The organism is Fluviicola sp. (assembly GCF_029266855.1).
Classification (GTDB): domain Bacteria; phylum Bacteroidota; class Bacteroidia; order Flavobacteriales_D; family Crocinitomicaceae; genus Fluviicola.
On the sequence record NZ_JAQSWB010000010.1, the window covers coordinates 20070 to 44407 of the forward strand.

Annotated in this window: 20 protein-coding genes; 7 read left to right on the top strand and 13 right to left on the bottom strand. The window is 40.8% G+C overall.

Translation table 11 applies throughout. The annotated features are described in order from the left end of the window. Positions 1-18: 18 nt before the first annotated feature. The 4 genes from tsf to rplM all read right to left on the bottom strand — a co-directional run bounded on the left by tsf (position 19) and on the right by rplM (position 2675). On the bottom strand, positions 19-849 hold the full coding sequence (gene tsf / locus K0S23_RS17105; RefSeq protein WP_300359937.1) for a translation elongation factor Ts: 831 nt from the start codon (positions 847-849) through the stop codon (positions 19-21). 79 nt (positions 850-928) lie between these two features. Then, on the bottom strand, positions 929-1696 hold the full coding sequence (rpsB, locus tag K0S23_RS17110; protein ID WP_300359939.1) for a 30S ribosomal protein S2: 768 nt from the start codon (positions 1694-1696) through the stop codon (positions 929-931). A 131-nt stretch (positions 1697-1827) separates the two neighbouring features. After that, positions 1828-2214 carry a 30S ribosomal protein S9 gene (gene rpsI / locus K0S23_RS17115; RefSeq protein WP_013687229.1) on the bottom strand — a complete coding sequence of 129 codons (387 nt, stop codon included), beginning with the start codon at positions 2212-2214 and terminating at the stop codon, positions 1828-1830. A gap of 5 nt (positions 2215-2219) precedes the next feature. Then, positions 2220-2675: a 50S ribosomal protein L13 gene (gene rplM, locus K0S23_RS17120; RefSeq protein ID WP_300359940.1), complete on the bottom strand. Its 456-nt coding sequence runs from the start codon at positions 2673-2675 to the stop codon at positions 2220-2222. A 311-nt stretch (positions 2676-2986) separates the two neighbouring features. On the opposite strand from rplM, the gene K0S23_RS17125 reads away from it, so the two are divergent. From K0S23_RS17125 to K0S23_RS17140, 4 genes are all read left to right on the top strand, one after another. Next, entirely contained in the window at positions 2987-3637 is a 651-nt protein-coding gene (locus K0S23_RS17125; protein ID WP_300359942.1) for a T9SS type A sorting domain-containing protein, read from the top strand. A gap of 25 nt (positions 3638-3662) precedes the next feature. Then, positions 3663-4097, top strand: coding sequence for a hypothetical protein (locus K0S23_RS17130; protein ID WP_300359944.1), 435 nt, complete (start codon positions 3663-3665; stop codon positions 4095-4097). Positions 4098-4187: 90 nt separating this feature from the next. Continuing rightward, entirely contained in the window at positions 4188-4727 is a 540-nt protein-coding gene (locus tag K0S23_RS17135; protein WP_300359946.1) for a sigma-70 family RNA polymerase sigma factor, read from the top strand. Further along, positions 4714-6048: a hypothetical protein gene (locus tag K0S23_RS17140; RefSeq protein WP_300359947.1), complete on the top strand. Its 1335-nt coding sequence runs from the start codon at positions 4714-4716 to the stop codon at positions 6046-6048. The genes K0S23_RS17135 and K0S23_RS17140 overlap by 14 nt, the downstream gene beginning before the upstream one ends. Positions 6049-6057: 9 nt before the next feature. Here K0S23_RS17140 and dinB read toward each other — a convergent pair whose 3' ends face one another. Beyond that, positions 6058-7143 (bottom strand): DNA polymerase IV, encoded by a 1086-nt coding sequence (dinB, locus tag K0S23_RS17145; protein ID WP_300359949.1) that lies wholly within the window; start codon positions 7141-7143, stop codon positions 6058-6060. Positions 7144-7249: 106 nt separating this feature from the next. On the opposite strand from dinB, the gene K0S23_RS17150 reads away from it, so the two are divergent. After that, on the top strand, positions 7250-8293 hold the full coding sequence (locus K0S23_RS17150) for a DUF2891 domain-containing protein (protein WP_300359951.1): 1044 nt from the start codon (positions 7250-7252) through the stop codon (positions 8291-8293). Positions 8294-8578: 285 nt separating this feature from the next. Here K0S23_RS17150 and K0S23_RS17155 read toward each other — a convergent pair whose 3' ends face one another. The 7 genes from K0S23_RS17155 to K0S23_RS17185 form a co-directional block, all read right to left on the bottom strand. Next, positions 8579-10924 (bottom strand): T9SS type A sorting domain-containing protein, encoded by a 2346-nt coding sequence (locus K0S23_RS17155; RefSeq protein ID WP_300359953.1) that lies wholly within the window; start codon positions 10922-10924, stop codon positions 8579-8581. A 163-nt stretch (positions 10925-11087) separates the two neighbouring features. Continuing rightward, a complete protein-coding gene (locus K0S23_RS17160; protein ID WP_300359954.1) occupies positions 11088-11861 on the bottom strand; it encodes an enoyl-CoA hydratase/isomerase family protein in 774 nt (257 codons plus the stop codon). A gap of 16 nt (positions 11862-11877) precedes the next feature. After that, entirely contained in the window at positions 11878-12402 is a 525-nt protein-coding gene (locus K0S23_RS17165; RefSeq protein WP_300359955.1) for a hypothetical protein, read from the bottom strand. 131 nt (positions 12403-12533) lie between these two features. Beyond that, on the bottom strand, positions 12534-13511 hold the full coding sequence (locus tag K0S23_RS17170; RefSeq protein ID WP_300359956.1) for a hypothetical protein: 978 nt from the start codon (positions 13509-13511) through the stop codon (positions 12534-12536). Between the two features lie 98 nt (positions 13512-13609). Further along, positions 13610-15169, bottom strand: coding sequence for an aldehyde dehydrogenase (NADP(+)) (locus K0S23_RS17175; RefSeq protein ID WP_300359958.1), 1560 nt, complete (start codon positions 15167-15169; stop codon positions 13610-13612). A 3-nt stretch (positions 15170-15172) separates the two neighbouring features. Continuing rightward, complete coding sequence (purS, locus tag K0S23_RS17180) at positions 15173-15424, bottom strand: phosphoribosylformylglycinamidine synthase subunit PurS (RefSeq protein ID WP_300359960.1); 252 nt, start codon at positions 15422-15424, stop codon at positions 15173-15175. Beyond that, the gene (locus K0S23_RS17185) at positions 15408-16223 is read right to left on the bottom strand and encodes a CDP-alcohol phosphatidyltransferase family protein (protein ID WP_300359961.1); all 816 of its coding nucleotides are present in this window, start codon (positions 16221-16223) and stop codon (positions 15408-15410) included. Before K0S23_RS17185 ends, purS begins: the two co-directional genes overlap by 17 nt. A 136-nt stretch (positions 16224-16359) precedes the next feature. Here K0S23_RS17185 and K0S23_RS17190 point away from each other — a divergent pair, with 136 nt between their 5' ends. Both K0S23_RS17190 and K0S23_RS17195 read left to right on the top strand, forming a co-directional pair. Further along, the gene (locus K0S23_RS17190) at positions 16360-17463 is read left to right on the top strand and encodes a hypothetical protein (RefSeq protein WP_300359963.1); all 1104 of its coding nucleotides are present in this window, start codon (positions 16360-16362) and stop codon (positions 17461-17463) included. A 9-nt stretch (positions 17464-17472) separates the two neighbouring features. Next, positions 17473-22671, top strand: coding sequence for a C25 family cysteine peptidase (locus tag K0S23_RS17195; RefSeq protein ID WP_300359964.1), 5199 nt, complete (start codon positions 17473-17475; stop codon positions 22669-22671). A 53-nt stretch (positions 22672-22724) separates the two neighbouring features. Here the strand turns inward: K0S23_RS17195 and K0S23_RS17200 are convergent, their stop codons facing one another. Beyond that, positions 22725-24305, bottom strand: a complete 1581-nt coding sequence (locus tag K0S23_RS17200; RefSeq protein ID WP_300359965.1) for a hypothetical protein — start codon at positions 24303-24305, stop codon at positions 22725-22727. Between the last annotated feature and the right edge of the window lie 33 nt (positions 24306-24338).

Here is a 24338-nt window from a genome sequence, read left to right on the forward strand (position 1 = left end):
ATATCTGTAATTCTCTGATTAGCTCAAAGAGAAACGTTTGAATTCTGTAACTGTCAAACCATTCTCAGTAGAATTCAAGAATTGTTCAACTGTCAATTTATTGTCGCGGATGAATTCCTGGCTCAACAAAGTGTTTTCTTTGAAGAACTTGGACAAACGTCCCTGAGCGATTTTCTCAGCCATATCAGCCGGTTTTCCTTCCTGGATTGCCAACTCTTTACCAACTTCGATCTCGCGCTCAATTGTACGTGCATCAACTCCGTCCTTATCCAAAGCGATTGGGTTCATCGCAGCAACTTGCATTGCTACCTGACGGCCAGCTTCAGCAACAGCCTCTCCGTTTTTATTCAAAGCAACCAAAGTAGCCAATTGGTTTCCAGGGTGATTGTAAGCAACAACCGTGTCACCTTTCAATACAGCATATCCTGACAAATCCAATTTTTCTCCGATAACACCAACTTGTTCAGTAATTTTCTCCTCAACAGTTAATTTATCGTCGTACTTCAATCCTTTCAATTCTTCAGAAGTTGAAGGCAAGTTTTTCATTGCGATATCAACTAAAGATTGAACGAAATTGCGGTAAGTATCGTTTTTAGCAACGAAGTCTGTTTCACAGTTCAACGTTAACAATACACCCACTTTGTTGTCTGCGCTTGTTTGAGCAAAGACCAAACCTTCAGCAGCTTCGTTCTCACCTCTTTTCGCAGCAACTTTTTGACCTTTTTTACGCAAGATATCTACAGCAGCTTCGAAATCGCCGTTTGCTTCTACCAATGCATTTTTACAGTCCATCATACCAGCACCTGTTTGCTGGCGTAATTTGTTTACATCTGACGCAGTAATTGCCATTTTCTTATAGATTTTAGACAAAAAGACGAAAGACAAGAGACTCTAAAATCTCTTGTCTTATGTCTGAAGTCTTTGTTTATTATTCTTTTGTTTCTTCTACTTTCGCAGGAGCTTCTTCAGTTGCAGCAGGAGCTTCGTCCTTATCTTTCGTTGCAGTTGCTTTACGATCATCCAAACCTTCTTTGATTGATGCGCAAATTGCGTCCAAGATAATTGCAATTGATTTTGTAGCATCGTCATTTGCAGGGATAGGGAAATCTACCAAACGAGGGTCAGAATTCGTATCTACCATTGCAAATGTTGGGATACCCAAACGTTTTGCTTCAGCCAATGCGATATGCTCTTTCAAGATATCAACGATGAAAATCGCTGCCGGTTGACGAGTCATGTCAGCAATTGAACCGAATGTTTTTTCCAGTTTGTCACGTTGACGAGTTTTGAATAAACGCTCGCGCTTATTCAAAGTCTCCCAAGTACCATCCGTTTTCATTTTGTCGATAGACACCATTTTACGGATAGACTTACGTGTTGTTTGGAAATTTGTTAACATACCACCAGACCAACGTTCAGTAACATATGGCATGTTGATCGAAGCAATACGATCTGTGATAATTTCTTTTGCTTGTTTTTTAGTAGCTACGAAAAGAATTTTTTTACCCGACTTAGCAATTTGTTTCATTGCCGCACAAGCTTGATCAAGATGTGCAATTGTCTTATTAAGGTCAATAATGTGGATACCTTTTTTCTCGTCAAAGATATACGGCGCCATTGCCGGGTTCCATTTTCTTTTTAAGTGTCCGAAGTGAACACCTGCTTCTAATAAACTATCAAAATTTACTTTAGACATACTTTTTTTTTTAATTGTTTACGTTCCTTAGTAATCAGCGAAACAAAGGGGTCAGTCATCCGACTGATAATACTTTGTGCTTGGATACTAAACAACCTTCTTTCATCAACTGAAAGAAAATAAAATTCAAATTAACGTTTAGAGAACTGGAATTTCTTACGTGCTTTTGGTTGTCCCGGTTTCTTACGCTCAACCATTCTTGGGTCACGTGTCATTAAACCTTCTGCTTTCAACAACGTTTTAAAATCTGCTGAAACCTCTACCAATGCACGGGATACTCCTAAACGAATAGCCTCAGCTTGTCCGTTAATTCCACCACCAGCTACATTTACTTTAATGTCATACTGACCTAAAGTATCAGTCAAGTTGAACGGCTGCTCAACTTTCCCTTGCAAAATAGCTACCGGAAAGAACTCTTTGTAATCACGTTTATTAATTGTCATCTTGCCTGTACCTTTCATCAAGTATACACGGGCAACTGAAGTTTTTCTTCTTCCTAATGCGTTTACTACTTCCATATCCTTTATTTCTTAGCTTTTAAGTTAATAGCCTCAGGGTTTTGAGCTTCGTGTTTGTGATCTGTTCCGGCAAAAACCTTCACATTTCTAAACAAGTCACGACCCAAAGTGTTCTTTGGCAACATTCCTTTAATTGCTTTTTCGATTACACGCTCAGGGTTACGTTGCAATAATTCTTGCGCAGTCAATGAACGTTGTCCTCCCGGATATCCAGTGTAACGAACGTATTCTTTGTTCTCCAATTTTGTACCAGAGAACGACACTTTCGCTGCGTTGATAACGATCACGTTATCTCCACAGTCAGCGTGTGGTGTGAAGTTTGGCTTGTGTTTTCCACGTACTAACTTCGCTACCTCACTCGCTAAACGACCAACTGTATGGCCTTCAGCATCTACTAACAACCACTTTTTGTTCGCGGTTTCCTTGTTAGCAGAGACAGTTTTGTAACTTAAAGTATCCACTACCTTTTAATTTTTAAATAAGACAATATCCCCAATTTGGGGGTGCAAAGATAGAAACTCTATTTTTTAATAACAAGGGAAATTGAAATAAAACTGAATATTAATCATTTAGATTGTAGATTATCATTCATTTTCAGGAAAATCACCCCTTTTAATTAAAAATAGGGAAGTGAAAACGGAAAAGATTTTCAAGCTTTCTCTGGCTTTCAATTTTACATTCTCATTTTTAAATTCACCTTCGGGCAACCTTTGCTTTTTCAGTTTTGTATTAGAGGAAACACATTAGATAATTCATCAACAAAAATACAAAAATGAACACAAGTACACTAAAACAATTCCTGGCATTCAGCACCTTTCTGGTGTGTCAAAATACTTTCGGACAGATTCCCGCCATCGATAGTCTGATACTTATTCCTGAAAACCCGAATACCGGTGATGAGATCAAACTGATTTGTTACAGCACATTCCCTACAGGTGGCTGTGATATGCAAAATTCTTCCGTAACGATCCAGGGAGATCAAATAACTGTGAGCATGGAACATGAACCCGGAATGTTAACTTACATCTGCCACAATGTTGACACTATTTCATTGGGCGATTTAAATCCAGGTGATTACGAACTTCATGCTAATTTGATTATTCAACCCATGGATGAAATAGTAGATTCAGACAGCCTCTTCTTTTCAGTCGACGCCCAATTGAGAATCGACGAACACTCTGATACGGGCAGCCTATCAGTTTATCCGAATCCTTTCGACCGGGAACTTCAAATCCAAACGGATGCTGTTATCGAAGAGGTGGAAATAAGTTCCGTTTCCGGACAAAAAATCAGTGTAAATAAAGAGCATATTCCGGTTGACAAAACGATCGATACATCTGATCTGAAAAACGGTATTTATCTTCTTAAGATGACGGATAATAAAGGAAATAAATACACCCGAAGAATTATCAAGAATAGTTAATAAAACAATCTAAAATAAGAAAACCATGAAAAAGTTAATTTACAGTTCGTTCACAGTACTTTTCGTACTTCTATTATTCACTTCCTGCAAAAAAGAAGTAACCAACAGACAAGGTCATTCAACAAAAAGCACCATTGATGGAAAATGGAGCGTGGTGAGAGTTTACGGAGGAATTGCAGGAGCTGATGAAAACCACCCGGTGGGAGAAATCGAATGGACATTCAATTCTCAAAATGGAACTCTGACAGTTAATAATACTACTGGAAATTCCGTTTATTACTATTTGCCTGCGGGAACGTACAGCTTCCAGGAAATTTCCAACGCCTCTCAAAATTACCTGGTGATTGATGCCAATGAATTGGGACAGTTTGTTATCTCCGGCAATCAGATGCTGATTGATGAAAATAAGAAATCAACGGGGGAAGGTGCCTGCGGATTTTACTTGGTGCTGGAGCGCTAAACAAAACTTATTGCAAGATCTTCTGCCAAAGTTACTTTACCTTTGAAGGAAGATTATCACATAACTGCTGTTAAAATCCGAAAAATCGGGATGGAGGAAAACATAGAAGAATTTATCAAAGGAAATAAAAAAGCTTTTGACTGGGTATACGAAAAATATGCCCCTTCTATGTTTGGTATTTGTATGCGTTACGCGAATTGCAGAGATGATGCACAGGAAATTCTGCAAGAAACATTTATTAAAGTCTATGAAAATCGCGGGAAAATGAATCCGCAACTCCCATTGGGACCATGGATCAAAACAATTACAATTCGAACTGCAATCAATTTTTTGAAAAGCCAAAAAAGGATGGTTTTGAAAGAAAATGATGACTTTTTCGAAGCCCCGCAGGAATCATTTGTGCAAGAGAATGAAATGAAAGACGAGAAAAGTTCACTTCTCAAACTGCTGACGGAAATGCCCGCAGGTTATAGAATGGTGTTTAATTTATTTGTTTTGGACAATCTTACCCATAAAGAAATTGCAGAATACCTTGACATAACAGAAGGAGCTTCAAAATCTCAACTGTCTAAAGCAAAAAGCTGGATTAAAATCAATCTGGAAAAAAAAAGAATAAATGAAAGAGCTTGACGAAATAGACCGCTTGTTTCAAACAACATTTGAAGAGTTCGAGTTAACTCCGGACCCGATTGTTAAAGTAAACATCGATCGTGCCATTGCTTCCAAAAAGAAGCGAAGGTTCTTATTCATTCTATTTCCGGTCCTTTTCGGAACAGCTTTGGCTGCGCTCCTGTATACCGGTTCAATATCCGGAAAGCTGGCAGCAGAAAAACCTGTCACATCTCAAAATTCATCTTCTCACCACGAGAAAAATCCGATTAACACATCCAATAAACCGGCCACCCACTTAGAAAACGGACGAACTCACCAGTTTACTGTAAAACAAGAAACAGGTTCTTTATCACAATCCAGCAAGAAAATAAAACGTTTTAAGAGCGGATCTTCCGGAGGAACAAAAGCGGTAAACCATTCCAAAAGCAATTCCGCATCCGCGGTAAATTCCAAAGCCGTTTTGTCGAATGTGCAAATCCTTGTTGCTGCAGAAACAAAAATACCTGTTCGATCAGACGAGCTTCTTGCACAAACAGAGGATCAAACGGAAGAAAACGCGAAACAAGACACCTCAAAAGAGAAAGTTCAGGACAGTACAACGACAGCTCTTCAAGCAGATTCTTTAAGTAATGAGATTACTGAAACTGCGGAGACACCTGCTTTGCCAAAAGTTGAAAAGATTCCGGGAAAATGGTCTTTAGCCATTGTTACCGGTTGGGAAAACGAGAAAAAAAGAGCGGCCGAGAACTTCGATACCACTTCTTTTTCCGGTAATCCAAGGGAATTTGCCCGAATTCACACGACTAGCTTTTATGGTAAAATCGAGGTGACCAGAAAATTAAGTAATCGCTTTGATGCAATTGCAGGACTTGGATTCCGCTCAAGCAACGTGAGGCAAACTGGTTCTTTATACAGTCGGGATAGTTTTGTAACAATTGAAGGAGTTGGCAGTGTTCCTCCTCTGGATTCATTTTCCTATTTTATCAGAAAACAAAATGGGGCACTTAGTTACCAGGTAAATTCAATCCTTCTTCCATTGGGATTATCCTTTTCAACTCCACTTAGTCAACGATTCAATTTCCGTTTATCAGGCGGTACTGAATTTGCCTACGGATGGATTTCAAACAAGCAGCTCCACCCGGATTTAAGCTCTGCCAGATTTCGTCCATTCGGATGGAATGTTTGGTTGAGACCCGAAATTCATTATACCTTCGGAAAAGTCCGGTTATTTGGTTTCGGAAGCTTCAACCAGCCGCTTTACCAGCAGTTGAAATGGGATTTCAAAGTCCGCCGAAATCCTTTATTCGGAGCAGGAATAGGATTATTGATCCGTTTATAAGTTGATTTATTAAAACTGCAAAGTCAGCTGTTTACTCTGATCCGATTCAGTTTCTTCCGTATTCAATTTTGAAAGAGAGATTCCCAGCAAACGAACCGGTTTTTCAAGTTCAAGGAGATCCAATAAAGCTTCTACAAGCGGAAAGAAATCGGTTTTATTCCACATATATTCCGTAATGGTTTTTGCACGGGTCAGGGTAGTGAAATCAGAATATTTGATCTTGATCGATACACATTTCCCGGCAATTGAGCGCTTTTCCATTCTTCTTTCCAGGTCAAATGCAATTTCTTCCAGTTTCTCCAGGATCTCGCGTTTTGAATGAATATCAGTAAAATAAGTGTGTTCTACGGCAAATGACTTCCGGATCCGGTCCGGCTTAACCTGGCTCAGGTGAATACCGCGAACTATATTATAAAAATGCGTTCCCTGCTTGCCAAAATGCTGGATCAGGAAAGTCATGCTTTTTTTCTTCAGATCTTTACCTGAGCGCACACCCAGTTCCTTCATCTTGGCAGCCGTTACTTTTCCAATACCAAAGAAGCGTTCTATCGGCAGTTTTTCCAGGAAAGGTTCAACTTCAGCGGGAGGAACCGTTAATTGCCCGTTAGGTTTGTTGACATCCGAAGCAATTTTGGCGGTGAATTTATTGATTGAAATCCCGGCACTTGCAGTTAATCCCACTTCCTTAAAAATACGCTCCCGAATTTCTTTTGCCAGTAAGGTTGCCGACGGAATTCCCTTCTTATTGGTTGTGACATCCAGGAATGCCTCGTCCAGAGAGAGCGGCTCCACCAAGTCTGTATACTCATGAAAAATGGCCTTGATCTGCGAAGAAATTTCCTGGTAGCGATCAAAACGCGGTCGTACAAAGATGAGTTCGGGACACAAACGCGCAGCCGTTGAACTTGGCATTGCCGACCTGACCCCGAATTTACGCGCTTCGTAACTCGCCGCAGCAACTACTCCCCTCAGCTTACTTCCACCAACAGCAATGGGTTTACCTTTCAGATCGGGATTATCCATTTGTTCCACAGAAGCATAAAACGCATCCATGTCGATGTGAATTATTTTCCGATCTTCCGCCTGGCTCTCCATGATTCTGTTTCCTGTTCAGGTACAAAGTTACACAGGAATCCTTGCATTTCATTCCGGAACTCTAGCGGAAGAAAAATAATCCTACATTTGGAAAAATTCAGGAACGATGAAACAATTAGCGTGGGTATTTCTTTTCATTACATCTGTCGGTATGGCGCAGGAAATTTCGCTAACAGAAGCAAAAAGGCTTCTCAGCTTACCAATGAAATGTGTTCAAAAAGAATATCCGAACAAATTGGGTCAGGTCCTGAATGAAGAGAGCGATTTAAAATCACCTGCAGCACTTCATCCTTCCTTTTATGGCTGTTTCGACTGGCACTCTTCCGTTCACGGGCATTGGCTCATGGTCAAATTAGTAAGCAAATACCCGGAACTGATCACCGATTCCGTATTGACGGTTCTTCAGACTAATCTCAGCAAAGACAACATTCAGAAAGAAATTGCTTACTTCGGCATCAAAAACAACGGTTCATTCGAGCGGACTTACGGATGGAACTGGCTGTTGAAACTGCAGCTCGAATTAGAGAACTGGAACCATCCGGTTGGTAAAGAACTAAGTTCGAACCTGAAACCTTTATCCGATCTATTCTGCCGCAAATACATTGAATTCCTGCCGAAACTGAATTACGCCATCCGATCCGGAGATCATATCAACACTGCTTTCGGGCTTACTTTCGCATACGATTATGCCATTGCCCATTCAAACGATTCATTGAAAACCGTGATCGAAAAACGAGCTCGTGATTTCTACTTCAACGATAAATCCTATCCCTTACACCTGGAACCAAGCGGTTATGACTTTCTTTCCGGTGGTTTCGAGGAAATCGATATTATGCGCCGGATCTTAAGCAAAGAAGAATTCAAAAGCTGGCTGAAAAAATTTGCCCCACAATTATTCAGCAAGAAGTTTACGCTTGAGCCCGGCAAAGTCTCTGATCGCTCAGATGGTCATTTAGTGCATTTAGATGGACTTAACTTCAGCAGAGCGTGGTGTTTATACGGAATCACGAAAACATTGCCGGAATTGAGGCATTTGAATCAAATTGCAGATCAGCACATCCAGACCTCACTTTCTAATATCGTAGACGGCGATTACATGGGAGAACACTGGCTGGCAAGTTTTGCATTATTGGCTTTGCTAAGCAGATAAGTTATTAGTAAACTGGCAATAGTGATTAGGCATCAGGCACTAGGTTGTGTCAATTGCGAATTACATAGCAAACCATATATGGTTAAATACGTCACTTGAATGTTAAATTCATATACAAACGTCGCTATATCTATGCTTCATTCATGCTATATCCATACTTCATCTATACTTGAAACGTATATGACCCTACAAGATTCTTCAGGGCATAAAATTTACCACATGAAAAAAGGCCGCAAGTAACACTTACGACCTTTCAATATCTTTAAAGAAGTGAGAGAGTCTCAATTACCGAACAATCAAACGTTTTGTCACTATGGATTGGTTTGTTTGAACGGTTGCAATATACATTCCGGATTTCAAACCCGATACATTGATCGAAGTGTTTTTTGCATTCGGAGAAACAGTTTTCACCAGCATTCCGTTCAGATCATAAAGCATCACCTGTTCAATTGTATTATCCGAGCGAATGAAAACCTGGTTGTTCGAAGGATTTGGGTACAATTGAATTGTCTCATCGATCAGTTCCGTAAACCCAGCAGTTTCAGAAAATAAATTCTCGGATGTATTCGTAACAATCGGAGTATTGAAATCAAAATAGATATATGCCGTGTTTTTAATGATTGTTCCATCAAGTAATCCGGCAACTGGTTTTACACGGTATTGGATAAAACCGATTGAAGCCTGCGGATCACTGACACTATCCGGAAGCATTATATTCGGGAAACGCACTGTTAATAAACGTGATCCAGCATTGACAGTTGTTGAGAATGTATGACTGGCGTTCACCACCTTAAATGTTGACAAATCTAAATTCAAGTCCAATGTATCCGCCAAACGAATATTTATTGCCGGTGCATTTCCGGTATTTTGAAAATAGATGGTATACGTAAATTCATCCTGATAACCAGGTTCTACTCCTTCCGGAGAAGTTTCTTTGATATTCGGATCATAGGAGTTGACAACCTGGTAACAGTAACTGTATGAATTGTTTGTAACATCCAATTCTCCAGAAGTATTCGTATTAACAGATACTGTGACACAAAACTCTTCTCCTGCATGCGCAGTAGTATCTGTAAGCATACTCGCCGTAAATGCATTTGCACCCGGAGCACCAAAATCAGCAATCGAATAAACAGCAGTGTTTCCGGAAACATTCGTAGGTGAACCACCAAAAACAACCGTTCCGGGACCAGTAACAGAAACAGACACCTCTCCTGTAATTCCGGATGCGCAATCCATATTATATTGCCCGGTCACATCTCCTGCAAGCATCGCAAGTTCATGTGTTTGCCCGGGGAAAACCAATCCATAATGAACAATTGATTGCACTCCGAGATCAAATCCGTTACATACCAATCCAAAATCTCCGCCGGAAACAACTGTATCTGAAGCTGAGACTATTGTACCGGATGAATTTCCCGCCGGACACGTAACGTGAAGCGCCGGTGTTAGATTTGCAGTATCAATACTTAATGCATACGTTCCTTGAGAAGCAGTAAAAAAATAATTCCCGTCAATCAAACTTGTTGATGAGGTCATCAGCGTTCCAAGCGAATCATACACCAACATGGGTATATAGCTCAATGCTTGACCGGTATTAATGCAATTCGCATTGACATCATTAAATACTGTTCCTTGCATTCCCGAAGCTACAGTACAGCCAGCGGGGTTATTTACCGGGTCGTTTGCATCACACAAAGGATACATCAATAAGTTAGTGCCGACATTAGGAATATAATTCGGGAGACAAGTAAACGGATTTCCTTCTATCGATAAATAAATCAGGCTCACCGGAAAAGGTTCGAAGCAATGAATCTGGTTATCCATACAGTCAAGATGAACCAAACCTGCCGGGATTGCAGGCAGCCCGGTTAGTTGGTTTCCGTCACAAGACAAATTATTTAACGAACCCGGAAGCTGGGGCAATGCTATTATCCCGTTGTATCTGCATGTGAGTCCATGTAATGTAGATGGCAAAGCAGGTAAGGTAGACACCCCAATGCTATCACAAAACAACAAAAATAATGTTGGAGGAAGTACCGGTAAATTAATTAACTGATTATTTGAACAAATCAATTGTTGCAGATTAGTTGGCAAACCTGTTAATTCTGTCAATAAATTATATGAACAACTTAATATATTAAGCGAAGAAGGTAAAGCCGGCAGCGTAGTTACCTGATTTCCATCGAAACCAAAAATCACCAATGAAGGTGGTAATGCAGCAAAAGTTGTTAGCAGGTTATTCTTACAAAGAAGAATATACAAGGAACCCGGTAAGGCAGGTAAACTGCTTAACTGGTTACTGCTGCAATCCAGGAATTCCAGAGTAGAAGGCAAAGCGGGTAATACGCTTATTTGATTATTATAGCAGTTTAAGTTGATTAAATTCACAAACGCCTCAACTCCATCTATACTTGAAATATTCAAACCAGAGATTTCCAGACTGTCCTCAACCTGAATATCCGTATGATCGGAATCCACAAAGAAATTACCGCCACTAATCATAAAAGCTGAGGCCGGATAATGCGCTGTTAAATACGATTGAAAATTAGCGTCGGGTACCTGAACCCAGGTTTGGGCTTTCAATTGAAGGCTGAGAAACGTAAGGAGAGTTAAAAGTAGTGTTTTCATAATTTAGGGGTCTTTCACTGTAAAGTTATTTAAAATTCATTGTAACCGACTTGAAAATTAGTCAGATGAATGAATTGAGTTTCAAATTGAATGATTCGAAACCCTACTAAAACAAAAAGGGTATCCCGTTAAGAATACCCTTTCTCTATTTCGATTGAAGTAATTATTTTTTCTTGAATGAATTTATCGCATTCACGGTGAAATCCGACAGAACCAAGGTTCCGCTAATCCCGGCGCGCTCTGCCAATAACTGATCCCAATCTTCTGTTCCTTTCCAAAAGACCTTTTTCAATTCTGCCATGGCTTCCGGGCTTGATTTTGCAAGGATTGTTGCCAAACGCGCAATTTCTTCGTCCATTTCGTCTTCACCGTCAAACACATCCGCATACAAACCGTTCAGCATTGCCCATTCAGCTGTTCTCCATTCCGTAGCATTAATGGCCAACTGAGACATTGCAGAAAGTCCCATTTTCCGTTCAACCGCCGGACCAACCACGAAGGGACCGATTCCTACGGCAAGTTCAGAAAGTTTCACTTCACCGAAACGCGTCGCATAACAGTAATCAACCGCAGCAGCAATTCCTACTCCTCCTCCAACAGCTTTCCCCTGAATACGACCGATAATAAATTTCGGGCATTTTCTACAGGCATTGATCACCTGGGCGAATCCGGAAAAGAACACTTTACCGGTCTCCAGGTCCTTGATGGAAATCAATTCATCAAAACTTGCCCCGGCACAAAATGCTTTGTCGCCTGCAGATCTTAATACAATCACTTTCACTACCGGATCGTTTCCTGCACCTGTGATTGTTTCAGCTAATTTTCGAAGAATTTGTCCTGGCAACGAATTACTTAAGGGATGTCCGAACTCGATAGTAGCAATACCGAATTCATCTACACGCATTTCTACGTGACCTTGATTGACAGCTTCTGACATGATTTAATTTAACTAGTTAGTTATCAAATTTTCTGCGAGGACGCATCTGACGTTCACCTGACCCTGATGATGATCCGGCACTTGAACCCGATCCGGAAGAACCTGAACCAGGAGTACTGCTTCCACCCTCTCTTTTAGGATAACTTGAGGTCCGGTCGTTTGATCTGTAAGATCCGCCGCCGCCTTGCCCACCTTGTCTTGGTCCGTTGTTATTGAACTTTTTGGGTCCTCCGAAACCTCCGGGCTTGTTCCCGAATGCAGGTTTTTTAGGTTTGTCCTCCGGTTTTGGACGATTTGCTTTCGGTGAAGCAATTTTCACGTCCAGTTTCCGTCCGTTTACTTCAAAACCGTTTAAGGCCTGAATAGCATTAATAGCTTCTTCCGCACTTTCCATTTCTACGTATCCAAAACCTTTGGATTGTTTTGTCTTGGCATCAAACACTACATGTGCCAAGTGAACCGCACCAAACGCTGAAAACGTTGCTAGCAAATCTTCTGATGTAATCTCCCAGTCGAGATTTGCGATAAAAATATTTGTCATTTACCTAACTTTAATTTGGAACTGATTCCTGTGGGTCTAATTTACCTAAAACGTTTCAACGTTTACTCTCTTTTTTTAATAAATAACTCCCGGACTAAGAAAAATCCGGGAGCTATTATTTCTTATCTGATTTACTTTAAAGTAAAGCTATCGGAACCGATAACCTGACCGTCACAGTAAATTTTTACTTTATAATTTCCTTTTACCGGCTCTTCGCCATTGAAGTCGTAGAATATTGTTACGTCCAATGCTTTGTTTCCGTATTGAATATCGCGTTTTGCAGAGTAAACAAAATTTCCTCCATCAGCAGCACTTGCTGTACCACCCGTACGACCCTGTAAGGTTTTACCGTCCGGATCAATGATCTGCATGTAAACCGCACGATCTCCCGCTGTAGCGATATTGTTCTCACCGATTGTGAATGTTGATTTTGCCTGAACACAGTTGCGAGCTTTCGTTGTTGGCTCTGTTGTGTCATTCAATTTCATACGCAAACCTGTAGATGTGAAACCATAAGCGGCAAGTTTCGAACCTTTTTTCACCTGTTCTGCACTTTCTTCTGCCTGACCTTTGTATGTGTCGCGCTCATTTTGTGTTTCAGCCAACTGGGTTGATGTTTCATCCAATTCGGAAGTCAACTTCAAATTCATTGTATTCAGCTGATCGATCTGCTTCACGTAACCGATCATGATCTGACGAAGGGTTTCATTTTCACGCTTCAACTTCGCAATCAATGACGCTGTTACACGACCATTCTTCTTTGCTGTTTCCAACTCAGTTATCAAACCTTGAATCTTATCCTTCTGAGCATTCAAGCTATCGGATTTGGATGCATCTTTCTTCATTAACGCATCGTATGTATCCATCATATTCGTGAAATCCGACATCAAGTCGTTAGTGGTTTCACTCCCTAAGAACGGAGCCATCATTTTGTTCATTTCTTCGATGTCCGCCTGAAGTTCTTCATTTTTCTTGGTTGCTTCTTTCAAAGCACCATTTTTTGAACTCCATAAGTAAGTCATCGTTCCTAACAAAACAACCAACAAAACAATAATCGCTGTTAGTGCCGGTGTCATGTTTTTCTTTGAGCCTGATTCTAATTCTGACATAATCTAAAATTTAAATACAAATATAACAATAGAACTAATGAACGATAGGGAATTCATCATGGCAAATAACGTATTTTTAATTTGACTCACCAATACGTTTATTGGTATTTTCCGTTAAGAAAATGTAAAAAAATACTATTTCCGTTGAAATTCACCTTTTTAGAATTAAAATCTTCCGGGAAGTTTTGAAAAGTAACAGGTCGTTGGAAGCGTTTAATGGCGTCCCACCCCACCGATGTGAAGTAAGAATTCAGGCTGCTGGGAAAAGGTCCGCCGTGCTGCTGGGCGAAACTAACCTCTACTCCGGTTGGCACCCCATTCAAAATAATCCGTCCGGATTTCGCGGTCAGAATCGGGAGAAAACCATCAATCTCTTCCGGCGTATCAGCATACAAACTGGTTGTAAGCTGTCCTTCCAAAAGCTGCAGACACTGTTTGATCTCCGATTCATCCTGACATTTCACAATGGTCAGGTACGAACCAAATATTTCCTCCTGGATTTCCGGATGAGCTATGAATTGAGAAGCAGTTGCTTCGGCTAAAGTCGGTTGTATAAAGTTTCCTTCGTGCCTTCCTTCAAAAATTACATTTACCAAAAGGGCATGTTCTTTTACCCGTTCCAAATAACGCTTTGAAATGCCGGGATGCAACATACACTGCAATTCACTTTCAGAAAAAGCACGAACCAATTCTTCTTTAAAAGAAGAAAAATTTGCAGTTTCTTCTATAAACAGGATTCCGGGAGAAGTACAAAACTGGCCTGCATTCAATAAAACCGAAGCGCTGATCTGTTTCGCTATTTCCGGCGAACGTTTTTGCAAAGCACTTTTTGTAACAGCAATCGGATTGGAACTTCCCATTTCCGCATATAACGAAATTGGTTCTTTCCGTTCGTTAATCAATTTCTGAAGTGCCATTCCGCCGCCGATACTTCCTGTGAATCCGACCGCTTTTACACGCAGATCCTGAACCAGGAACTGTCCGACCGTGAAATCCTCTGCCAACAAATGACACAGAATTCCATCCGGCATGTTATGTTCTTTTGCAGTGTCCAAAATAAATTGAGCCGAAATGGAACTTGTATGCGGATGCATTGCGTGAGCTTTCACGATAACCGAACAACCTGCAGCAAGAGCAGAAGCCACATCTCCTCCTAAAGCAGAATATGCAAAAGGAAAATTGCTGGCTCCAAAAACCACAACCGGTCCGACCGGAATATTTAATTTGGTGAGTGATGGTCTGGGATTTGGTTTGCGTTCCGGGTTTGCCGGATCCAGTTTAATTTCGAGAGCGTACCCGCTTTCAACCGCTTCGGCATAATATTCAAACTGGAAACACGAACGGGTAAATTCAATCTCTGCACGATCTTTCGGCAAACCGCTTTCAGCACAAAACCAATGAATGAGCAAATCCTTATTCGCTTTCAGTTTTTCCGAAATTGCTTTCAGAAAGCGAACTCTTTTTTCAATCGAGATCAAGCGGTATTGCTCAAATGCTTCTTTTGATTTGGTAAGAGCAGCATCCACTTCTTCAGCAGACGCCTGGTGAAAAGCCGTTTCAAACTTCTGATTCGTTCTTGGATCTATTCCAAAAAAAACATGGTTACCAAGAGCACTTACCTGATAACCAATGTGATTTTTACCTAAGTATCGGTTCATGGCTTACGCCTCCTCTACCGTATACGAATAACTTTCCATGATTTGGTTTGAAAGTAATTTCTTACAAGCCAATTCCACTTTCTCTGTTGCTACCTCTTTAGAAGGCGCGTCCACAAAAAGACGTACATGTCTTCCAACTCGTACACCTGTAATTTCAGGCAAACCAATTGTCGGCATACTGTTAGTAACTGCTTTTCCTTGAGGGTCTAACAATGCCTCTAATGGCATCACATCGATTTCAGCTTTGAATTTCATGCGTTCGATTTTTTCGAAGAATGTGTTGAATAAATGATAATAACAGGTACAAAAGTACAATAATTGGAATGGACCAAATCAATAAAGTTGAAATAAGTATTCCACAACTTATTAAGAAAATGTAGCGGGTTGCATTCCCTTTCCACTTGAAGTGCTTGAATTTCAGTGCAAACAAAGGCAGTTCCGACACCAAAAGAAGCGACATAATCACAATGATCGGGATCAAAACAATCGGCTGTATTAACCACATGATCAGGTCGTGTTCCCAACCGGTTGTTCCTCCATATCGTGACAATAACAATGGAAACGCCATAAAGAAAATCGTGTTTGCAGGAGTTGGCAGACCGATGAACGATTCCGACTGACGGGTATCAATATTGAATTTTGCCAGGCGGAATAAGGAAAAGAATGGGATGATTAGAGCTAAGAACGGTAGCTTATTCTCAAGCTGAAAATTTACCAGGCCAGAAAGATGGACCCCCACTGAAAGATTCAACGATACAGTATCCTCAAACAACCTATTGATATCATTTTGTTCAAGGAGTATTAAAACGAACATTATTATCCCCGGAGCCAAACCAAACGAAATCATATCCGCCAGGGAATCCAGTTGTTTACCCAATTCGCCTTGCTGTTTCAAAAGCCGTGCTGCAAATCCGTCAAAGAAATCCAGGATGGCTGCCAGGAAAATAAAATAGGGAGCGATATCGATTCTTCCTGCAAAAGCTAAAATAATGGCAAAGACTCCGCACAGCATATTACTGGCAGTGATTAAATTAGGGATATTGAACATTTTCATCTGGGGAATGAATATTTTGTTAGTCTAAAAGTTCGAAAAGGTGTAAATTTACACTTCGATTTTATGAATAAACCATTCGGACACACAATTTTTTATAAAAGATGCAGTTAAAGCATTCGTAAGGAACTTGTATACTATGAAATTTTACCTAATTGTTTGCTTATTTTTCTGCACCTTATTTTCCTTTGGACAAGGTTCTGTAGCACCCAAATACTCGAATGAATTTTTAGCGATCGGAATCGGAGCTGATGCTCTTGGGCTTTCCAATGCTGTTGTAGCGCAAACCAGCGGCGTTAACAGTGGCTACTGGAATCCGGCGGGATTAACACGAACGAACAAATGGCTGGATATTGGCCTGATGCATTCCGAGTATTTTGCTGGAATCGCCAAGTATGATTACTTAGGTCTGGCGCACCAGATCGATGAGAAAAGTGCCGTTGGTTTATCCATCATTCGTTTTGCAGTGGATGATATTCCAAATACCACTCAACTTATCGACAACGAAGGAAGAATCGATTACGACAAGATCACGACTTTTACCGCCGCGGATTATGCATTTTTACTTTCATATGCCCGTAAAACCAAAATTCCGGGATTGTCATTGGGAGGAAACTTCAAAGTAATCTATCGCAAAGTAGGTGATTTCGCCAAATCCTGGGGATTCGGATTAGATGCGGGACTTACCTATGAAAAAAACGAGCGCCTGAAGTTCGGAGCTGTGATCCGAGATGTAACTTCTACATTCAACGCCTGGATTTTCACTCTAGACGATCAAACCAAAGAAGTATTTACACTAACCGGAAATGAATTGCCTAGTAATGGTTTAGAGCTGACACTTCCACGTGTGATCCTGGGAACCTATTACAAGCAACCACTTGGCAAAAAAGGAATTTATGCTTCCGGGGAATTAGACCTGGACATTACTACCGACGGTAAAAGAAATACCATTCTGAAAACAGATGTTGTGAGTTTTGATCCGCACATCGGAATTGCATTCGGGTTCAAGGATCTGGTTACTCTGAGAGGTGGAATCTCCAACATGCAGTATATTAAGAACTTCGACGACTCAAAGAAACTGACCATTCAACCAAACATCGGTATTGGTTTACATATTAAAGCTGTATATTTAGACTATGCATTTACGGATATAGGTGATGCTTCAACTGCATTGTACTCACATGTTATTTCATTACGTCTTGCACTGAATAAACCAAAAAATGCCATAAAAACGGATGAATAAGAAGAGATTATGAAAAAACTCTACTTAATACTACTAACACTTATACCTTTTGTTTACGCGTGGAGTCAGCCTTATGGGAATGAATGGATTGACTATTCCCAAAAGTTCTATGGCTTTAAAATTGTTCAAAACGGACTTTATAAGATAGATTACGCCACATTAAACAGTAATGGAATTCCACTTTCGGGATTAAACCCATCGAGTTTCCAGGTTTTCGGAAAAGACAAAGAAGTTCCCCTTTACATGGTCGATAACGGAGACAATTCATTTGATCCGGGAGATTACTTTTTGTTTTATGCCTATAAAAACGACGGATGGCTTGATTCATTAATGTATCCTGATCCAGCCGTAATGGCGAACCCGGGATTCAGCTTGATCAACGACACGATCACTTACTTTTTTTCATGGAAGAATGCCGGAACAGGGCTTCGGTTTGCATTACAGGCAGATCAAAACTATTCCAATTACAGCCCAAGCAATTTCGTACGGTCAGAATACAGAAGCCAATATTCGGGTTCTTATTGTGAGGGACTTATTGAAGGTGAAGCCTCCGGTTCGATCTATTCCAGAGGAGAAGGTTTCGGATTGCCGGAATTAGCAGCCACAACAGCCAATGAGTTATCCAATATTGCACTTCCGACTCCCAATGTTTATACGGGTCCGGGAGGACTTCCCGTTAAGCTGGAGTGCCGGGTTTCATCCAATTCCTCCGGTGGAAATATTAATTTTCCCCAGCAAATCCCCCTCAACCATCATACCAGGCTGAGCTTTGGTGCTTCAAACCTGCTTTTAATCGATACTATTTATAAAAATTATTACCAGGTAAAAACTGTGAACAACCTGCAGGCTTCCGACCTGAGCAACGGGACAAGCTATATTCATCATGAGATTATTGCCGACTTAAATGTAACAGTCGACAGACAGATCTTTACTTATGCCATGCTTTCTTATCCCAGGCTTCCAAACAGCAGCAATCAACCCTTCGACCGGTTCTTTGTTCAGAACGGAACTTTGAAAAGCAGAATTGATTTGGAAAACTTCACAGGTTCAGCCCCATTGGTTTTAAGTTTCGGCTCTGTTCCAAGATATGAAATCCCAACAGTGAATGCCGGATTAACTCAATTCATTGTACCCAACAACCCTTCAGGCAATGAAACAGAAGTTTTGGTTGTAGACATGAACAACACCATTCCCGTCAATTCATTAACCGCAGTAAACGGGACAGGAACATTCACTGATTTCAGTTCAATGAACATTGATTCGGCCATGATCCTTGTTTATCATCCGTCCCTGTCGGGCAGTAAAGATTCTTATTTAAGTTACCGTTCTTCCATAGCAGGCGGCAGTCACAATGTACTTCAGGCAAATATTGAAGAATTATACCTCCAATTTGCCAGCGGAATAATCAAACACCCGCTTGCAATTCGACGGTTTGTACATTTCGTACACAACAACAGCACACAAAAACCAGAAGGCTTACTCATTATAGGAAAAGGGTTGAATGTAGGTGAAACACGGGTTTCTCCCAGCGGTTTTGCCAGCTGTTTAATACCTCCTATGGGTTATCCTCCAAGTGATATTGCGATCACGGCCGGATTAATCAGTAATGGCAACTGGGAACCTTTGGTGCCGACAGGAAGACTTTCCATGACTTCCAACACGGAAGTTGAAAATTACCTCTCAAAAATCGAACAATACGAAGATGCACAAAACAATCCCGGGTTAAATTTTGCTGAAACCAAGAACTGGCAAAAGCAATTGCTACATTTCGTTGGCGGCAACAATTCACAGCAGCAAAACCAGTTCCAGGGATATATGAACACTATGAAGGCAATCGTTGAAGACACCGTTTTTGCCGGAAATGTTACCAACTACTTCAAAACCTCCAGTAATCCGCTTGATCCCAACGTAGTTTCAACTGTCACTCAAAAAATTGAAGATGGCGTCTCAGTCATGAACTTCTTTGGTCATGCAGCAGCTTCAAACAATGGTTTTGAGATCAACATTGATGAGCCAAGTAACTGGAACAATTTTGGGAAATATCCCATTGTGATCGGTAACTCCTGTTACAACGGAAACATCTTCAAACCAGGAAATTCAACGTCGGAAAACTTTGTCAATATTCCCAACGAAGGTGCAATTGCATTTTTATCGACTATTTCGGTAGGTTATGATGCACCACTTGCAGTTTATTCTACGGAACTTTATCGTCAGTTTTCCCATAAAAACTATGGAAACACTCTCGGGTTTCAAATAAAGAATACCATCAAACAGCTTTATCAGCAATACATTACCATGACGCCCGGAAGCGTGTATTACGAATCTGCATGCACACAGATGACCTTGCATGGAGACCCGATGATCAGAGTCAATTACAGCACTGATCCCGAGATTGATATCCGGGCAGCGGATTTGAGTTTAAGTCCGAATAATGTGAATCTTTCGGTTGACAGTGTAGAGTTAAGTTTCACTATCCGGAACCTGGGAAAATCAATTAAAACTCCGGTTTTTGTGGAAATCAGGAGAAACTTTCCCGGAAGTTCCGTTGACTCAGTGAAAACCTTGTTTTTACCTCGCCTGAATTACGACACCATCATCAAACGCAAGTTTCCATTACAAGCGGAATTTAGTGCCGGTGTAAACAATTTTACCGTTTCGGTTGACATTCCCAACTTCCACCAGGAACAGTTTGAAGAAATATCGAATAACCAGGCAAGTGCGAATTTCTTTTTGAACATTGACGGAATGCTTCCTGTGTGGCCATACAATTACGCGGTTATTCCCTACGACACCATTACCGTCAAAGCATCCACGATCAACCCGATTGCGGGAATGAGAACTTACCGCTTCGAGTTGGATACAACCGACACTTACGACAGTCCGCAATTAAGACGATTCTCAGTAACAGGACTTGGTGGAGTAAAAAGTGTTCAGCCCAATCAGTGGCTATCGGCTTTTGGCTCCCCTTTCCCATTGATTTGTGCGGATAGTACGGTTTATTTTTGGCGTGTGGCTGCAGACAGTACCGTTCCGAATTGGGCAGAATATTCCTTTCAGTATATCCCGGGAAAACGCGGTTGGGGACAGGATCACTTTTTCCAGTTTAAGAATAATGGTTTTTCTAACATCAACTACGACAGAACTCTAAGAAAACGCCTGTTTAACCTGAACGATGTACACACCATTGGAATCCTGACAATGAAGTTCACGACAGTTGAAGACTCTTGGCACATCGCATGGTCTGTAGATAACGAAAATATGGATTATGCAACCTGCAATACATTCCCATATATCTATGTCGGTGTTGTTGACGCTACCACACTCGAACCATGGGAAACTCACTGCCCGGGATGTTCACAAGGAAGTCACAATGATCCTTCCATGAATTTCGGAAACCTAAACAATTTAGGTATCGCTGGCGGGCAGGGTTGCAGAGACCGCTTTGAGCGTTATTTCACATTTGATCAGACAGATCCGGTTTCCATGGCGAATTTCCAGAACATGATCACTAATGGAATTCCGGATAGTAATTACGTTGTGATTTACACTCCTTTCTCCACGGCTTTTGATCAATGGAACACAAATAATCCCAGCGTATTTACAATGTTTCAAAATTTGGGCTTTCCTTCAATAACAGCTAGTCAGCCCAATGAGCCCTTTGCCCTGTTCTTCAAAAAAGGCACAACGGCACTTAACCAGGTGAAATTCTGGACAGATGCTCAAACAACCGGTATCCCTGATGGAGTTCCCAAGATCACCATCCAGGCAAATGTTTTAAAACCATCTTTTATCGGAGTAGAAAAAACGCCACAAATCGGACCTGCTTTTCAATGGGAAACCTTGTACTGGAGAAGAGACTCCCTGGAATCTCCATCTACAGACAGTGTGCGCATATTTATTGAAAAGTATGATGTCATCAATAATTTATCAGGAATTATAGATACTGCTTTCACCCCAATTGATTCGATTCTCAACCTGAATAACCTGATCGATGCTTCGATCTATCCACGGATTAGAATCGGAATCTACAATTCGGATAAAACGAACTTAACACCGGCACAGATCGATCGTCTGCATGTGCTTTACGAACCCGTTCCTGAAGCTGCAATTGACGGATCATCGGGATATTATGCCTCTATCAGCGGAGACACCTTGTATGAAGGCCAAAATTTCAGTTTTGCGGTGGATGTTGTAAATGTCAGCGAATTTGACATGGATTCTTTACTGGTGAATTATTGGCTGGAAGATCAGCAACACATCAAACATGTTATTCCATATCCGCGACAAGATTCATTGCATGTTCACCAGGTTTTAAGAGATACCATTCAATTCACTTCTATTGCCAAACCCGGTTACAACATTTTGTGGATGGAAGTGAACCCTTATGTAAACGGTTCATTGGTTCAAACGGATCAACTGGAACAATACCATTACAATAACATTCTTCAGCTTCCGGTTTTTGTTGTTGAAGACAATAAGAACCCGATCCTGGATGTTACCTTCAATGGTCAGCATATCCTGAATGGCGATATCATTGACCCTACGAGTGAGATTTTGATCACTCTGAAAGACGACAATCCCTATTTGGTAATGAATGATATTTCAGACACCACTCTTTTCGGGATTTATTTAACCGGCCCGGATGGGATCCAAAAACGCATTCCTTTCATTGATGGAAACGGAAATACGATCATGCAATGGATCCCCGCGAACGGACAGAACCTCAAATTTAAAATTGTCTATCCGAAGGAGTTTCTAAGCGACGGAATGTATCAGTTGTTTGTCCAGGGAACCGACCGTTCGGGGAATGTTTCGGGAGATTACGAATATAAAGTGAGCTTTGAAGTCATTCGCGAATCATCGATTACCCAAATGATGAATTACCCGAATCCTTTCTCCACCAGTACACGATTCGTCTTTACTTTGACAGGTACAGAGGTTCCGGATGACATAATTATCCAAATCATGACCGTGTCAGGACGCGTAATCCGTGAAATAACCGAGGACGAACTAGGTTTGATCCGAATAGGACGGAACATTTCGGAATATGCCTGGGATGGAAAAGACGAGTTTGGAGATCAGCTTGCGAATGGAGTATATCTTTACCAGGTGAAGGCTAAAATTTCGGGAGAAGATATCAAACACCGTGAATCCGGAGCTGATCAGTACTTCAAAAAGAACTTTGGGAAGATGTATTTGATGAGGTAAAAATAAAGACCGCTCCTTTCGAAGCAGTCTTTATTTTTATTTGATTTCTTTTATCATTCCTCAAACTCCACTTTGAACATCATATCACTTTTTTGTTTGATATAAAGCTCAATTGCGAATGAGTTATCCGTTAAAGGAATTACCCTATTGGATGAATATTGATAGACAGGCGTACCATCAATCTGCTTGAATCCGAAAAGAGCCATGTGTTTTCTTTCCCCGGTCTTGTTATCCGTTCTATAGGTAATCACAAAACGTTCCTTTGCAAAACTAAGATGCGGGTTCTGATCTTCCGGAAGGTCGGCATTCTTAGGGTTATCCGTAAACAAGATGTAGGTGTATTTTTCCGAAGTGAATAATCTGAACGATTCGACAGTTGAACGTTTCGGAAACTTCTGCATCCAGCCCAGTTCTCCATCGGCATTGATCTTCACCACAATCACATCATCGTAATGATAAGTAGTATGAGTATTCCCCTTCGAATCAGTATAAGTTGTTACATAGTAAATCTCTCCAGCCAGAACGATTCCTCCATCATCCAGAATTTCCACATCGCGCATAGTTAAATTTGCCAAAGTCAATTTGTCATTTTCATCCGCTTCTGCCATTTTCTTTTTACCACGTTCGGAAATACGTTTGTATTTCTTAATAAAATCAAGCGAAAACTCGTAAAATTTAGGAGTGCTCAGATTTCCCTTACTGTCTAAAATCGAGACAAAGGTACCATCCACCCCATAAGACTTTGGTTTACGGTAATAACCGGCACAAACGATATCTCCATTCTTGTTCTCCTGCATTGTAACATCGTCGATCATAGATCCACCCAGGCTAAACTCAACCTCATTCAGGTTTCCATCTGCACTCGCTATTAAAATCGCAACCGACTCGTTATCCGGATCGTTCCGGTTTCTCAATTTCAGTTCTTCCTTATACTTTTTAATAAGGAAAAAGCCATTCCCTTCCGAATCTACGGCGAAGTCCAGGTTATCCATCATACTTTCCGTGTATGGCATCGTGAAATCCGCTCTCCACATTTGATTCAGTTCACTGTCGAAAACATGCATTCCCAATACATCGTTGTTTTTTGAATCATCTTTAACAGCAGGCTTGTAACGGTATTTAACTACAAAGATTTTTTTGTCTGCAGAAACATCAAAGCTGAACAAACCATAAGAAGTGCGTGCAAAACCAAAGGCGGATATTTCTTTGTCAACTGTCATTAATACTTTGGCCTCACCGGCAAAAGCTCCTTTTTCCTTATCGATTGCCTGCGCATACAAAGTTTCTACACCAGCCTTCTTGTCCAGAATGGAATACATCATAACCAATGAGGAATTCAGCTCATAGATCCCGTACGGGACACTGCCTTTAATTTCAAAGGCTTCAGTAAATGAACTTTTCAGGTTCAGGTTCTCACCCGAAAACTTTTGGAACAGCAGGCCTTTTTTATTTTTTTTGATCGCCAGGATCTCATCGTTAGCCAACCTGTAATACATCTTTGAATATGCATCCACTACCGGATATGGTTCACTCTTGGTTATTTTTACCTCAGACGAACGCTCCATTTCACCATCTTGTGCAAACAGCGTAAAGCCCCCCAATAGAAACAGGAGTGTTAAATTGATTATTTTCATTTTTTTAAAAGTTTGCTGCAAATGTAGCAAAAG

Coding starts and splice junctions, on each gene's coding strand:
- rpsI (WP_013687229.1), bottom strand. CDS start 2,214: ATGGAAGTAGTAAACGCATTAGGAAGAAGAAAAACTTCAGTTGCCCGT.
- K0S23_RS17185 (WP_300359961.1), bottom strand. CDS start 16,223: ATGAAAATGTTCAATATCCCTAATTTAATCACTGCCAGTAATATGCTG.
- K0S23_RS17165 (WP_300359955.1), bottom strand. CDS start 12,402: ATGACAAATATTTTTATCGCAAATCTCGACTGGGAGATTACATCAGAA.
- purS (WP_300359960.1), bottom strand. CDS start 15,424: ATGAAATTCAAAGCTGAAATCGATGTGATGCCATTAGAGGCATTGTTA.
- K0S23_RS17170 (WP_300359956.1), bottom strand. CDS start 13,511: ATGTCAGAATTAGAATCAGGCTCAAAGAAAAACATGACACCGGCACTA.
- K0S23_RS17130 (WP_300359944.1), top strand. CDS start 3,663: ATGAAAAAGTTAATTTACAGTTCGTTCACAGTACTTTTCGTACTTCTA.
- K0S23_RS17175 (WP_300359958.1), bottom strand. CDS start 15,169: ATGAACCGATACTTAGGTAAAAATCACATTGGTTATCAGGTAAGTGCT.
- K0S23_RS17140 (WP_300359947.1), top strand. CDS start 4,714: ATGAAAGAGCTTGACGAAATAGACCGCTTGTTTCAAACAACATTTGAA.
- dinB (WP_300359949.1), bottom strand. CDS start 7,143: ATGGAGAGCCAGGCGGAAGATCGGAAAATAATTCACATCGACATGGAT.
- K0S23_RS17150 (WP_300359951.1), top strand. CDS start 7,250: ATGAAACAATTAGCGTGGGTATTTCTTTTCATTACATCTGTCGGTATG.
- tsf (WP_300359937.1), bottom strand. CDS start 849: ATGGCAATTACTGCGTCAGATGTAAACAAATTACGCCAGCAAACAGGT.
- K0S23_RS17135 (WP_300359946.1), top strand. CDS start 4,188: ATGGAGGAAAACATAGAAGAATTTATCAAAGGAAATAAAAAAGCTTTT.
- K0S23_RS17190 (WP_300359963.1), top strand. CDS start 16,360: ATGAAATTTTACCTAATTGTTTGCTTATTTTTCTGCACCTTATTTTCC.
- rpsB (WP_300359939.1), bottom strand. CDS start 1,696: ATGTCTAAAGTAAATTTTGATAGTTTATTAGAAGCAGGTGTTCACTTC.
- K0S23_RS17160 (WP_300359954.1), bottom strand. CDS start 11,861: ATGTCAGAAGCTGTCAATCAAGGTCACGTAGAAATGCGTGTAGATGAA.
- K0S23_RS17125 (WP_300359942.1), top strand. CDS start 2,987: ATGAACACAAGTACACTAAAACAATTCCTGGCATTCAGCACCTTTCTG.
- K0S23_RS17200 (WP_300359965.1), bottom strand. CDS start 24,305: ATGAAAATAATCAATTTAACACTCCTGTTTCTATTGGGGGGCTTTACG.
- K0S23_RS17195 (WP_300359964.1), top strand. CDS start 17,473: ATGAAAAAACTCTACTTAATACTACTAACACTTATACCTTTTGTTTAC.
- K0S23_RS17155 (WP_300359953.1), bottom strand. CDS start 10,924: ATGAAAACACTACTTTTAACTCTCCTTACGTTTCTCAGCCTTCAATTG.